We start from the raw sequence: 13,270 nt of genomic DNA on the forward strand, positions 1-13,270 counted from the left end.
TCCTCCTTACAGCGTCTTTTCCCGTTTGTTGCCTACATAGGGCCCGTCCACGCACTGTCCCCCGCGCAGGCGGAAGCCCTTTTTCTCGTAATATTCGTTGAGCGGGGCGTTGCCGGCGTCGCAGTCCAGCCGCAGGGCGGTAAGGCCCCCCTCTCTCGCCAGGTCCGCGGCGTGGTCCAGCAGCCGGCCCCCCGCGCCCCGGTCAGCCAGGGACGCCACCAGGTTGTGCACATACAGGGCCGGGGCCCCGGGGCTGTCCTCCCACTGCCCGTCCTCCCGCCGCAGCACCACCGCGCCGGCGATGGCCCCGTCCCCCCGCCGCAGCAGGTACAGCCGGCCGGCCTGCGCCTCCTCCCGGTAATACTCCTCCGGGTACGCCTCCAGGTAGTGGTTCGCGTTCCACTGGCGGATGCCCACCCGGTCCATCCAGGCGGTACGCTCTATCACCAGGGCCACCACCCCGGGGGCGTCCCCCGGCAGGGCCCGCGCAAATTCATACTCCATCTTGTCCTCCCTTTCCCGGCCAGGGGCCGCATACAGGTCGTTCCGCACAGCCCCCGTGGGGCTGTCGTAGGCCATGGGCAAAAAGCCCTCTCCCCCCAGGGCGCAGCGGACCAGCGCCTTGGTCAGCCCCGGCACGTCCGGCCGGGCCAGGGCCTCGGCGGCGTCCATCCATACCACCAGGTCGTTCTCGTCCTGGTCCGAGACCGCCTCGCCGCTGACATACTCCGCCGCGAACGCCGCGTACCAGTCCTTCTCCCCAAAGCGCACCCCCAGCAGCCGCCCGGGCTCCACGGCAACGCCGGTCTCCTCCAGCAGCTCCCGCTTTACCGCCTCTTGGGGCGTTTCGCCATACTCCACGTAGCCCCCGGGGACAATCAGCAGCCCCTTGCCGCCGCCGTAGGTGTGCCGGGCCAGCAGCACCCGGCCCTCTCGCAGCACCACCCCGGCAACGGACTGGCTCCAGTTCGTATTCCCCCGCTCCATGGCTTACCGCTCCATCAGCCCGAAGAACTCCTCAAACAGCTCCCGGGTGTCCAGGGGCCCGGCGCAGGCCTCGGGGTGGAACTGCACCGTAAAGGCGGGCATGTCCGTGTAGCGCACGCCCTCGCAGGTGCCGTCGTTGACATTCTTATACAGCTCTCTGCCCCACTGGGGGTCAATGCTCCCGCTAACCACCGCGTAGCCGTGGTTTTGGCTGGTAATGTAGATACGCCCCGTCTCCTGGTTCTTCACCGGCTGGTTGCCCCCCCGGTGGCCATACTTCAGTTTCTCGGTGGCGCAGCCGTGGGCCAGGGCCAGCAGCTGGTGCCCCAGGCAAATGCCAAAGGTGGGCAGCTTCAGCTCCATAATTTTCTTCAGGTTTTCCACCAGGTCCACGTTTTCGGCGGGGTCGCCGGGACCGTTAGAAAGCATCAGCCCGTCCACGCCCAGGGCCCGAACCTCCTCCGCCGTCACGGTGCAGGGGCACACCGTCACCTGGGCGCCCCGGCGTACCAGCTCCCGCCAAATATTGTCCTTCATGCCGTAGTCAATCAGGGCCAGCTTTTTCTTGGCCGGGCCCTGGGGCTTTATGGTAAAGGCCTCTTTCGTAGAGACCGCCTTTACCGCCCCCCGCACCCGGTAGGCGGAAAGGGCCGCCATATCCACGCTTTTGGGGTCGTCGGTGATCATGCCGTTCATTACGCCCTTTTCCCGGATCATCTTGGTCAGGGCACGGGTATCCACCCCTGAAAGGGCGGTCAGTCCCCTTTCTTTAAAAAAGGCGTCAAGGCTGCCCTCTGACCGAAAGTTAGAAGGAGCTTGGCACCAATGCTTTACAATATACCCTTTGGGCCCCACGCCGCCGCTTTCAAAGTCGGCGGGAATCACCCCGTAGTTGCCGATAAGAGGAAAGGTCTGCACCACGATCTGCCCCCAGTAGCTGCGGTCTGTAATGGTCTCCAAATAGCCGGTCATGCCGGTAGAGAAAACCACCTCGGCCATCTGTTCGCCGCCGGCCCCAAACCGCCGGCCCTGAAACACCCTGCCGTTTTCCAGCACAAGATACGCCGTATTCCCCATGATCACCACAATCCTTTCAAACAAGTTTCGCTTTTTCAATCTATTATTGTACAGGAAACCGCGGCCAAGCGCAAGAGGAAATTTTATTTTGTGGGGCAGTTTATCAGGGTAGTATAGAAAATCCGCCTTTTGGGGCGGCAAGCTTGTCCGGTTTTTTTCGGGGCGGGCTGTTGGGCGGGGGCGTCTTGACATTTTCTCAAGATGTGGTATAATAAACACGGAAAGGGCGTTGCCACATGGCGGTTAGCCCCTAGATATCAGTTTGTTAAACTGACCGTTCGGGTACCGGCCGAGCGGTCAGTACGCTTTCATAGGCGCTATGTACGACAGCAGTATGGCTACCGCGATCAACATCAGCACGAAACGCAAGACTCTTGTCCAGCGTATTCTTCCCATAAAGCACTCACCTCCCTCCTTAAAAAAGTCGGGAAATGAACCACCCCTTTTCGGGATGGCTAACCGCCTCTATGCAGCAACGTCCTTTTCCGCCCCGTTGGGGGTTTTTTTATTATAGGGGATTTGCCGTATTATGTCAACTCTTGTTTGAAGGGGAAGGGGCCGCCCCATTCCCCCGTTGACAAATTCCCCATAAACCGCTAAAATAGGACCAGCCCGCCCCGGAACCTTTCCGGCGCGCCAGGCTTATTATAAAGCAGACATCCCTTCCCCATACATTTTATATAGAAAGAGGTCTTTTCTATGGGAACTTGTTCTGAAAACCGCAAGTCTGTCCCAAAGCTGTTTGGCTCTGCGGTCTTTAACGACGATGTGATGATGGAACGCCTGCCCAAGGACGTGTACCGCTCCCTGCGCAAGACCATTGACGAAGGGAAAGAGCTGGACCTTACCGTGGCAAACGCTGTGGCCAGCGCCATGAAAGACTGGGCTGTGGAAATGGGCGCTACCCACTACACCCACTGGTTCCAGCCCCTAAACGGCATTACCGCCGAAAAGCACGACAGCTTTATCTCCCCCACCAGCGACGGCCGGGTGATTATGCAGTTTTCCGGCAAGGAGCTGATTAAGGGCGAGCCAGACGCCTCCTCCTTCCCCTCGGGGGGGCTGCGGGCCACCTTTGAGGCCCGGGGATACACCGCCTGGGACCCCACCTCCTACGCCTTTGTCAAGGGGGGCTCGTTGTACATACCCACCGCGTTCTGCTCTTACAGCGGCGAGGTGCTGGACAAAAAAACCCCCCTGCTGCGGTCCATGGAGGCTCTTAGCACCCAGGCCCTGGCCGCGCTGCGGCTTTTTGGCGATACAAAAACCCAGCAGGTCACCACCACGGTGGGCCCCGAGCAGGAGTATTTTTTAATTGACAAAGACCTCTACCGCCAGCGCCCAGACCTGGCGTTCTGCGGGCGCACCCTTTTTGGGGCCAGGGCGCCAAAAGGCCAGGAAATGGACGACCACTACTATGGGGCCATCAAGCCCCGGGTGGCGGAGTTTATGGCCGACCTGGACCGGGAGCTGTGGCAGCTGGGGGTGCTGGCCAAAACCAAGCATAACGAGGTGGCCCCCGCCCAGCACGAGCTGGCCCCGATCTTTACCACCACCAACATTGCCTGCGACCACAACCAGCTGACCATGGAGGTGATGAAAAACGTGGCAGGCCGCCACGGGCTGGTGTGCCTTTTGCACGAAAAGCCCTTTGCCGGGGTGAACGGCAGCGGCAAGCACAACAACTGGTCCCTGACCACCGACTCTGGCCACAACCTGCTGGACCCCGGCCGCCGCCCCTGGGAAAACTACCCCTTTTTACTCATTCTGGCCGCTGTCATCAAGGGCGTGGACGAGTACCAGGACCTTCTGCGCATTTCTGTGGCCTCTGCGGGCAACGACCACCGCCTGGGAGCCCACGAAGCGCCCCCGGCCATTATCTCCATGTTCCTGGGGGACGAACTCACCTCCATCCTAGAGGCCATTGAGCAGGGCCGCCACTATCAGGTGGCCCAGCAGAAAAAACTGGAAACCGGCGTGCGGGTGCTGCCCGACTTTAACACAGACAACACGGACCGAAACCGCACCTCTCCCTTTGCCTTTACCGGCAACAAGTTCGAGTTCCGCTCCCTGGGTTCGGCCATTTCCATCGCCTGCCCCAATATTATGCTGAACACCATTGTAGCCGAGGAGCTGCGGCAGTTTACAGAAGAGCTCTCTACAGCCGGCGACATAAACAGCGCGGTGCTGGGCCTGGTAAAAAAGGTCTACGCCGCCCACAAGCGCATTGTCTTTAACGGCGACGGATACTCGGAAGAATGGGTGAAAGAAGCCCGCCGCCGGGGGCTTTTAAACCTGCGCACCACCGTGGACGCCCTGCCCCGCTACCTGGACCAGAAAAACGTGGCGCTGTTCACCCGGCACAGGATCTATACCGAGGCCGAGATGGAGGCCCGCTACGAGACCATTATGGAAGAGTACGTGAAAACCCTGAATATCGAAAGCCTCACCATGAGCGGCATGGTGCGCCAGGATATCTTCCCCGCGGTCAGCGGCTATGTCGCCCAGCTGGCCCAGGCAGTGGCGGCCAAACGGGCGGTGGCCCCGGGCCTGCCCTGCCAGGCGGAGTGCGCCCTCATCGAACAGCTCTCCGCCCTGCTGGACCGGGCCTTTGCCCAAACAGAGGAGCTCTCCGCCCTGCTGGCCGGGCCCCAGGCAGAAAGCGCCAATGTGCTCACCGCCGCCACCCATTACCGGGACCAGGTCATTCCCGTCATGGCCGCCCTGCGGGCCACTGTGGACCAGATGGAACAGCTGGTCTCGGCCCAGTGCTGGCCCTACCCCTCTTACGCGGAGCTGATGTACAGCATCTAACCATACGGGCGCGGGCAAAGGCGGCGCCGCCCAAAAAGCCCCTTCCCCCCCTTAGGGGCCGGTAGCCCTTTCGTTGAAAAACGCCTATTTGCCCTTGCTTTTGCGAAAAAGGGACTACCCAAAGCCGCCGGAATCTGTTATAATTCCCATGGGAGTTTTTCCCATGGGAATTTTTCCTTGGAAGGATGGAGTTATAATGGAAACCAGTCAGCAGCCGGTCAACCAGCCGGTCAGGGGTGTGCGGGTGCGCACCCTAAACTTTGTCATGATCTTCCTCTCCTGCGTTCTGTACCTGGCCCTGCTGGTGGTTACCTACCACGCTGCCGGTACCTACGATCAGATGGTCTCCGCCACCAACGAGTACATTGAAAGCCAGAAAAACGCCGCCATGCTTTCTGAAGCGTCCGACTATCTCACCGATCAGACCAGGATGTTCGTGGTCACCATGGACCCGGCCCACATGGACCACTATTTTGAGGAGATCTATGTAACCTGCCGCCGGAAGCTCGCCCTAACCAGCCTCAACGAGCAGGCCAGCCCCCAGGCCCTGGAATATATGGAAAAGGCCCTAGACTACTCCAACCAGCTGATGCAGCAGGAGATCTACGCCATGGGCCTGGCCGCCCAGGCGGGGGGCCTGGACCCCGCCGCCCTGCACCCGGACGTGGCCGCGGTGCAGCTTTCTGAAAAAGACCGGGCCCTTTCTCCCGAAGAGCAGCTGGACGCCGCCCAGGAGATGGTGTTTGGCCCGGAATACCAGGCCTCGAAAGAGCTGATCAACAGCAACATCGATTTTTTCCTTAGCGACGTCATCGCCTCCACCCAAAGCGCCCAGACCCAAAGCGTGGAAAACCTGAAAGCCGCCATGCTGCTGGAGCGGGTGTTTTTCAGCATCCTGTTTGTGCAGAATCTGGTGGTCTTTATTATGATTATCTGGCTGATTGTCAAGCCCCTACAGGTATACGTCAACTGCATCAAGGAAGAAAAGATGATGGAGATTACCGGCGCCTATGAGTTTAAATATCTGGCCCTGACCTATAACGATATTTACGAGATTAACGCCGCCAATGAGGTGCTGCTGCGCCACCAGGCCGAGCACGACCCCCTAACCGGCATTATGAACCGGGGGGCTTTTGACCAGGTGCGCCATGTGCTGAAAATCAAGGCCCAGCCGGTGGCCCTGCTGATTGTGGATGTGGACAAGTTCAAACAGATCAACGACGGCTACGGCCACGAGACCGGGGACCGGGCCCTGAAAAAGGTGGCACGCCTGCTGGTGGAAAGCTTCCGCTCCACCGACTTTCCGGCCCGCGTGGGCGGGGACGAGTTCGCCGTGGTCCTCACAGACATCGCCCCCTCCCAGCAGCCGATGGTGGAAAACAAGGTGGCCGCCATAAACGCCGCCCTGCAAAACCCAGAGGACGGCCTGCCCAAGCTCTCCCTTAGCGTGGGCGGGGCCTTTTCCGAAAACGGATTTACCGAGGAACTGTACAGCCACGCGGACGCGGCCCTGTATCAGGTAAAGGAAAACGGCCGCTGCGGCTGCCGGTTCTATGAAGAGGGAATGCCCATCCCGGGGCAGGGCGCCTAGCTTTTGGCCTTCCCGGTTCTTCGAAACATAAAATCCAAGCCCTATAAACAGCAAAGAAGCCCGGCGCGTTTTTTACAGCGCCTGGGCTTCTTATTTTATTGGTTCCGGCTTTTATACCTTTCCCTTGATAATGGGGGAGATTCGCTTATAAATCAGGAAGGTGATGGCCACGCACAGCAGCCCCTTTACAAAGGTGAAGGGCATGTTGAACCAAATAAGCGCCTCCATCAGGGTGTTCACCTGGGGGTTAATGGCGCGGTACAGGTCCATAATGGCCTCCATGGGCATCAGCAGGGCATAGGCCGGGTAGGTGATGAAGTAGTTCACCGGCAGGCTGACCAGCGCCATGGCCACAGAACCCGCCAGCGAACCCAGCAGCGCCCCCCAGCGGTTCTTTTTCAGCTTGTAAATCACCCCCGCGGGCAGCACAAAGGCCATCCCCAGCAAAAGGTTGGAAAGCTCCCCCACTCCGCCGGTGCTGGTGGCCAGCAGGTGCACCAGGTCCTTGATCAGGCACACCGCCAGGCCGCTGACCGGCCCCATGCTAAACGCGGCGATCAGGGCGGGCAGGTCCGCCACGTCCATCTGCAAAAAGCTGGGCACCAGCGGCACGTTGAACCCAATAAAGTACAGCGCCGCCGAAACAGCCCCCAGCACGGCGGTTACCGCCATGGCCCTGGTGTTCACCCGGCGGCCCGGCCCGGCCGCCACGGAGGTTTCTGTTGGATTTCTCATGGAAAAACACATCCCTTTATAAAATTCGCAAAGGGTCCTTGAGTTTGCCCAAAAAGCCTTTTTCCGCAAAAAAACCCCCGAGCGCAGCCCTGTGCGTTCGGGGGAAAATTTCCAGCGGAAACCAGCGCCAGAAGCCACCGTGTCCATAAACCGGGGGCCAGCCTGGCGCGGTCTTCTCTCATCCGGACTGTACCGTCGGTACCGGAGTTCCACCGGTTCGGCAAAGGGGGGGCAAACCGCGCCCCTCTTTGTTCGCAGACTTTTACTGCCGGCCAGGAGTTTCACCTTGCCCCGAAGACCATTTGCAGCCACTATTATACCCCACCGCGCCGCAGTTGTCAAGGGGGGGATGCGCTCCACAAAAAGAGGAAAGCCGCCCCCAGCGGGAGCGGCCTCCAAAAGAGGAAGTAAGGAGTTAAAATGAGGATATGATGAAAAAGAGTCGTATCGTGGCTCTGCTTGCCACGTTTTATATATTACCCTATAAATATGAAAAATTCCTGAACGCCCCGTGAATTTTATTTGTTATTTTCTTCCTGTCCGCCTTGACTGTCCTTTCTGTAAGTAGTATTATGAACAGGTACTGATTTTTGACGCAAAGGAGCCCTTCTATGAAATTTTCTGAAATAGTCTATACCCGCCCAGACATGCCCGCTGTCTTTTCCCAGCTGGACCGCCTTACCGCCCAGCTAAAGGCCGCTTCCAGCGCCCAAGAGCAGCTGCGCCTGTACAAGGAAATGGAGGAGCTTACCGACCATTTCAGCACCCAGGCCTCTGTCTGCGGCATTCGCAACACCGTGGACACCCGGGACGCTTTTTACGAGGAAGAGCAGGCTTTTCTGGACCAGCAGTACCCCCTTCTCTCTGAAAAAACCCAGGCCTTTCACCAGGCCCTGCTCCAGTCCCCCTTCCGGGCCCAGCTGGAGCAGGCGCTGGGCTCGCTGCTCTTTGTGAACATCGAGATGGAGCTGCGGTCCTTCTCCCCGGAAATTATCCCCCTCATGCAGGAGGAAAACCGCCTGACCACCGAGTACCAGAAGCTGTACGCCAGCGCCCAAGTGGAGTTTATGGGCAAAACCCTCACCATTCCCCAGCTGGCCCCCTATAAGCAGGACCCCGACCGGGCTGTGCGCAGGGCCGCCACAGAGGCCGAGGGCCGGTTCTTTGACCAGCACCAGGCAGAGCTGGACCGCCTTTATGACCAGCTGGTGAAAAACCGCACCCAGCAGGCCCGGCAGCTGGGCTTTGAAAACTACGTGCCCCTGGGCTTTCTGCGCATGGGCCGCAACTGCTATACCCCAGAGGACCTGGAGCGCTTCCGCTCGCAAGTGGCGCAGGACCTGGTGCCCCTGGTGGTGAAGGTAAAGGAGCGCCAGGCAAAGCGCCTGGGCATCCAGGATTTCAAGTTCTACGACGACCCCCTCAAGTTTAAGGGCGGCTCCGCCAAGCCCCAGGGCACCCCGGAGGAAATTATGTCCGCTGGGCAAAAAATGTACCACGAGCTCTCCCCAGAGACCGGGGCCTTTATGGACCTGATGATGAATAACGAGCTCTTCGACGTGCTGGCCAAAGAGGGCAAGGCCCCCGGCGGCTACTGCACCAGCCTGCCAGACTACAAATATCCCTTTATCTTCTCGAACTTTAACGGCACCTCGGGCGATGTGGACGTGCTCACCCACGAGGCGGGCCACGCCTTTGCCAACTACATGGCGGACCGTACCATTGAGATAGCGGCCAACCGCTTCCCCAGCATGGAGGGCTGCGAAACCCACTCTATGAGCATGGAGTTCCTCACCGCCCCCTGGCACCACCTGTTCTTTGGGCCCATGACCGATCAATATGAGCTCTCCCACACAGAGGACGCCCTAAGCTTTATCCCATACGGCTGCCTGGTGGACCACTTCCAGCACGAGGTCTACAGCCGCCCGGAAATGACCCCGGAGGAGCGCAACCAGACCTGGGCCCGGCTGGAAAAGCTGTACCGCCCCTATATCGACTTCGCGGACCTGCCCTTCTATGGCCGGGGCGCGGGCTGGCAGCGGCAGACCCACATTTACCGGACCCCCTTCTATTACATCGACTACTGCCTGGCCCAGGTGATGAGCCTGCAATTCTTTGCCCTGTCCCTGAAAGACCGGGGCGAGGCCTGGAAAAAGTACATGGAGTTTGTGCGGCGGGGCGGCACCCAAACCTTTGTGGAGCTGGCCCACGCGGTGGGCATGCGCTCTCCCATAGACCCAGGCTGTGTAAAGGACGTCTGCCAGGCCGCCTTTGACTGGACCCAGGCCCATTTAACGGAGTGATTCTCGCGGCAAGCAAAGCGGCCCCCGCAGCGGAACCGTAAACGTTTCGCCGGCCTTTTCCAAAGGCCGTGGGCTCCAGGGGGCAAAGCCCCAGGGCCGCCGGGGGCTTTCTCGCGCGGCAAGCACTTGATGGGACTCTGCCCTACCAGGGCTTCTCGCCCTGGACCCTGGAAGGGGCCAAGGTTTGGCAAAGCCAAATCTCCCGCGCAATCTGTCCCACTTAGAAAAGCTATATTATAACGAAAGGAACTTTATCATGAGAAAAATCATTGTAAACACCCTGGACAAAAAGAGCAAGATCAACAAAAATATTTACGGCAACTTTTCCGAGCACCTGGGCCGCTGCATCTATAACGGCCTCTTTGTCGGCACAGACTCCCCCATCCCCCACGTCAACGGGATGCGCACCGACGTGGTACAGGCCCTAAAAAACATCAAACTGCCTGTGCTGCGCTGGCCCGGGGGCTGCTTTGCAGACGAGTACCACTGGAAAGACGGCATTGGCCCCAAAGAGAACCGCAAGCGGATGATTAACACCCACTGGGGCGGCGTGGTGGAGGACAACTCCTTTGGCACCCACGAGTTTTTGGAGTTCTGCCGCCAGGTGGGCTGCGAGCCCTACATCAACGGCAATGTGGGCAGCGGCACGGTGCAGGAAATGAGCGAGTGGATGGAGTACATGACCTTTGGCGGCGTGTCCCCCATGGCCCAGCTGCGGGAGCAAAACGGCCAAAAGGAGCCCTGGAAGGTGAAATATTTTGGCGTGGGCAACGAAAACTGGGGCTGCGGCGGCAATATGCGCCCCGAGTACTACGCGGACCTGTACCGCCGCTTCCAGACCTATGTGCGCAACTACGGGGACAACCGGGTGTTTAAAATTGCCTGCGGGCCCAACTCCGGCGACTATGACTGGACCGACAAGGTGATGGAGATTGCCGGAGAATACGCAGACGGCCTCTCCCTGCACTACTACACCGTGCCCGGAGACAGCTGGGACCACAAGGGCAGCGCCACCCAGTTTACCCAGGCAGAGTACTACGCCACCCTGCGCAAAGCCCAGTATATGGACGAGCTGGTGACCCGGCACGCCCAGATCATGGACCGGCACGACCCCAGCCACAAGGTGGGCCTGATTGTGGACGAGTGGGGCACCTGGTTTGACGTGGAGCCTGGCACCAACCCCGGGTTCCTCTACCAGCAGAACACCATGCGGGACGCCATGGTGGCCGCCCTGACCCTGAATATCTTCAACCGCCACAGCGACCGGGTGGTAATGGCCAATATTGCCCAAATGGTCAACGTGCTGCAAGCCGTGATTCTCACCGAAGGGGAAAAAATGGTGCTTACCCCCACCTACCACGTGTTCGACCTGTACAAGAGCCACCAGGACGCCACCCTGCTGGGGTGCTTTGTGGAAGCCGAAACCGTAGAGGGCGTGCAGGACCTAAGCGTGTCCGCCTCCCAGGACGCCCAGGGCGCTGTGCACGTTACCGTGGCCAACCTGAACGCCACAGAGCCCTGCCCGGTAGAGCTGCTGGCAAAAACGCCCCAAGAGGTGACCGGCAGGCTGCTTAGCGGAAGCATGGACGCTTACAACGACTTTGACCGGCCGAACGCGGTGGAGATTGCCCCCATGAGCGGCTTCCAGACAGAGGGGAACGCGGTGCGCTTTACCCTGCCCGCCTGCTCCGTGGCGGAGATCACCCTAAAGTGAGCCGCGCCTGCAAGCGCTGCCTGCTGCGGGACCTGGACGGGGCCTATTTTGCCTCCATCTATGAATACATAGACCACCTGCCCCAGGAGCAAAAGGCCTCCCAGGCCCTGTACGCCCAGCGGCTGGCCCTGTGCAAAACCTGCCAAAGCCTGCAAAACGGCATGTGCGCCCTGTGCGGCTGCTTTGTGGAGGTGCGCGCCGCCAAAAAGGCCCAGCGCTGCCCAGCGGGGCGCTGGGAGAAGGAGTAGCGGCGGAAGAAGCGCCGAACCCCCAGGCGTTTCGCGGCAAGGAGCCGGAGAGAAACCCAGAAAAAGGTTCGCCGTTTCAGCGGGCGGCAGACAAGCCCCGGCAAGACCCGCCCCTAAGCCGCCTGCGGCCAAAATACCGTCATAAAACCCTCCCAAAATCCGAAAAGCTCTTGACAAAATCTTCCATATCTGCTATAATTAAAGTTGCAATAGGGGAGTAGTCGGCAGGGCGTATCCTTGCAGCTATCTCAACAATCATGGACCGGCGGCCGGGGGGCCTCTGGTTCTGGGTTAGCTTGAAACGACCAGACCTGTGGCGCGTGGTATTCCTAGATGGACCGCCCGCCCACAGGTCTGTTTTGTATACACAGCCCTTTTTTCGGGCAGACTAACCAAAAAAGAGAGAGGAAGTAGAACCAATGGAATTTTTGTGGGAAGGCCTGCTGGCCATTACGTGGCGGCAGGTGGTGATGTACCTGGTGGGGGCCGCGCTCATTTGGCTGGCCATTCAGAAGGACTACGAGCCCGCCCTGCTGCTGCCCATGGGCTTTGGGGCCATTTTGGTAAACCTGCCCTTTTCCGGCGTACTGAACCAGACCATGCAGGGCGTGGGCGAGACCAGGGGCATTATCCAGTGGCTGTTCGAAACCGGCATCGAGGCCTCCGAGGCCTTTCCCCTGCTGCTGTTCATTGGCATTGGGGCCATGATCGACTTCGGCCCCCTGCTCTCAAACCCCAAGATGTTCCTCTTTGGGGCAGCGGCCCAGTTTGGCATTTTCCTCACCATTGTGCTGGCGGCTGTGCTTGGCTTTGACATTCGAGACGCGGCCTCCATCGGCATCATTGGTGCGGCAGACGGCCCCACCTCCATTCTGGTCAGCCAGGTGCTAAAGTCCTCTTACATTGGGGCCATTGCCGTGGCGGCCTATTCTTACATGGCCCTGGTGCCCATCATCCAGCCCCTGGCCATCAAGCTGGTAACCACCAAAAAAGAGCGCTGCATCCGCATGGACTACCACCCCGGCGCGGTAAGCAAGACCACCCGCATTCTGTTTCCCATTCTGGTCACCTTTGTGGCCGGGCTGGTGGCCCCGGCCTCGGTGTCGCTGGTCGGGTTTTTGATGTTTGGCAATCTCATCCGCGAGTGCGGGGTGCTAAACCGGCTTTCCGAGACAGCCCAAAACGACCTGGCAAACCTGGTCACCCTGCTGCTGGGCATTACCATTTCCTTTTCCATGCGGGCAGAGCGCTTTGTTACGATAGAGACCCTGATGATTATGGCCCTTGGCCTATTTGCCTTTATCTTCGACACCATTGGCGGGGTGTTGTTTGCCAAGCTGCTGAACCTATTTACCAAGAACAAGATGAACCCCATGATTGGCGCGGCGGGCATTTCAGCCTTTCCCATGTCCGCCCGGGTGGTGGAGAAGATGGGCATTGCAGAGGACAACCAGAACCACCTGCTGATGCACGCGGTAGGGGCCAATGTATCCGGCCAAATCGCCTCCGCAGTAGCAGGCGGCATAGTCCTAGGCTTCTTCATGTAGCCCCCAGCGCAAGCGCTGGACCATTAGTCGCGGAGGCGTTCGCTCCGGCTCACTCGCCAGTGCTAACCGCCAGCCCAGCCAGCACGTTCTTCTACCCGCTTCCGGCGCGACCCCTTCCTTATTATTTGCTCTAGCCAATACGGGCCCCCCAGCGCAAGCGCTGGACCATTAGTCGCGGAGGCGTTCGCTCCAGCTCACTCGCCAGTGCTAACCGCCAGCCCAGCCAGCACGTTCTTCTACCCGCTTCCGGCGCG

The 13,270-nt window shown here is 59.7% G+C and carries 9 protein-coding genes and 1 riboswitch; of the genes, 6 read left to right on the plus strand and 3 right to left on the minus strand.

What is annotated here, in order from left to right:
* Positions 1 to 6 precede the first annotated feature (6 nt).
* Both U8U68_RS10160 and U8U68_RS10165 read right to left on the minus strand, forming a co-directional pair.
* Positions 7 to 987, minus strand: a complete 981-nt coding sequence (locus U8U68_RS10160; protein WP_322200702.1) for a GNAT family N-acetyltransferase — start codon at positions 985 to 987, stop codon at positions 7 to 9.
* A gap of 3 nt (positions 988 to 990) precedes the next feature.
* A complete protein-coding gene (locus U8U68_RS10165) occupies positions 991 to 2,064 on the minus strand; it encodes a carbamoyl phosphate synthase small subunit (protein WP_322200703.1) in 1,074 nt (357 codons plus the stop codon).
* A gap of 699 nt (positions 2,065 to 2,763) precedes the next feature.
* On the opposite strand from U8U68_RS10165, the gene U8U68_RS10170 reads away from it, so the two are divergent.
* Both U8U68_RS10170 and U8U68_RS10175 read left to right on the plus strand, forming a co-directional pair.
* Entirely contained in the window at positions 2,764 to 4,878 is a 2,115-nt protein-coding gene (locus U8U68_RS10170; protein ID WP_322200704.1) for a glutamine synthetase III family protein, read from the plus strand.
* A 196-nt stretch (positions 4,879 to 5,074) separates the two neighbouring features.
* Positions 5,075 to 6,469 (plus strand): GGDEF domain-containing protein, encoded by a 1,395-nt coding sequence (locus U8U68_RS10175; protein ID WP_322200705.1) that lies wholly within the window; start codon positions 5,075 to 5,077, stop codon positions 6,467 to 6,469.
* A gap of 111 nt (positions 6,470 to 6,580) precedes the next feature.
* Here U8U68_RS10175 and U8U68_RS10180 read toward each other — a convergent pair whose 3' ends face one another.
* Complete coding sequence (locus U8U68_RS10180; RefSeq protein WP_322200706.1) at positions 6,581 to 7,204, minus strand: ECF transporter S component; 624 nt, start codon at positions 7,202 to 7,204, stop codon at positions 6,581 to 6,583.
* 166 nt (positions 7,205 to 7,370) lie between these two features.
* Positions 7,371 to 7,507: riboswitch (FMN riboswitch) on the minus strand.
* 308 nt (positions 7,508 to 7,815) lie between these two features.
* Here U8U68_RS10180 and U8U68_RS10185 point away from each other — a divergent pair.
* The 4 genes from U8U68_RS10185 (at position 7,816) to U8U68_RS10200 (ending at position 13,016) form a co-directional block, all read left to right on the plus strand.
* A complete protein-coding gene (locus tag U8U68_RS10185) occupies positions 7,816 to 9,507 on the plus strand; it encodes a M3 family oligoendopeptidase (protein WP_322200707.1) in 1,692 nt (563 codons plus the stop codon).
* Positions 9,508 to 9,763: 256 nt separating this feature from the next.
* The gene (locus U8U68_RS10190) at positions 9,764 to 11,221 is read left to right on the plus strand and encodes an alpha-N-arabinofuranosidase (RefSeq protein WP_322200708.1); all 1,458 of its coding nucleotides are present in this window, start codon (positions 9,764 to 9,766) and stop codon (positions 11,219 to 11,221) included.
* Positions 11,218 to 11,469 carry a DUF6171 family protein gene (locus U8U68_RS10195; protein WP_322200709.1) on the plus strand — a complete coding sequence of 84 codons (252 nt, stop codon included), beginning with the start codon at positions 11,218 to 11,220 and terminating at the stop codon, positions 11,467 to 11,469. The genes U8U68_RS10190 and U8U68_RS10195 overlap by 4 nt, the downstream gene beginning before the upstream one ends.
* 419 nt (positions 11,470 to 11,888) lie before the next feature.
* Positions 11,889 to 13,016, plus strand: coding sequence for a sodium ion-translocating decarboxylase subunit beta (locus tag U8U68_RS10200; protein WP_322200710.1), 1,128 nt, complete (start codon positions 11,889 to 11,891; stop codon positions 13,014 to 13,016).
* Positions 13,017 to 13,270 lie beyond the last annotated feature (254 nt).

Source organism: Acutalibacter intestini, assembly GCF_034334985.1.
GTDB classification, from domain to species: Bacteria; Bacillota; Clostridia; order Oscillospirales; family Acutalibacteraceae; genus Acutalibacter; species Acutalibacter intestini.

Bases quoted from the DNA above. Each gene is read 5' to 3' on its own strand.
- U8U68_RS10160 (WP_322200702.1), bottom strand. From the start codon at position 987: ATGGAGCGGGGGAATACGAACTGGAGCCAGTCCGTTGCCGGGGTGGTG.
- U8U68_RS10165 (WP_322200703.1), bottom strand. From the start codon at position 2,064: ATGGGGAATACGGCGTATCTTGTGCTGGAAAACGGCAGGGTGTTTCAG.
- U8U68_RS10170 (WP_322200704.1), top strand. From the start codon at position 2,764: ATGGGAACTTGTTCTGAAAACCGCAAGTCTGTCCCAAAGCTGTTTGGC.
- U8U68_RS10175 (WP_322200705.1), top strand. From the start codon at position 5,075: ATGGAAACCAGTCAGCAGCCGGTCAACCAGCCGGTCAGGGGTGTGCGG.
- U8U68_RS10180 (WP_322200706.1), bottom strand. From the start codon at position 7,204: ATGAGAAATCCAACAGAAACCTCCGTGGCGGCCGGGCCGGGCCGCCGG.
- U8U68_RS10185 (WP_322200707.1), top strand. From the start codon at position 7,816: ATGAAATTTTCTGAAATAGTCTATACCCGCCCAGACATGCCCGCTGTC.
- U8U68_RS10190 (WP_322200708.1), top strand. From the start codon at position 9,764: ATGAGAAAAATCATTGTAAACACCCTGGACAAAAAGAGCAAGATCAAC.
- U8U68_RS10200 (WP_322200710.1), top strand. From the start codon at position 11,889: ATGGAATTTTTGTGGGAAGGCCTGCTGGCCATTACGTGGCGGCAGGTG.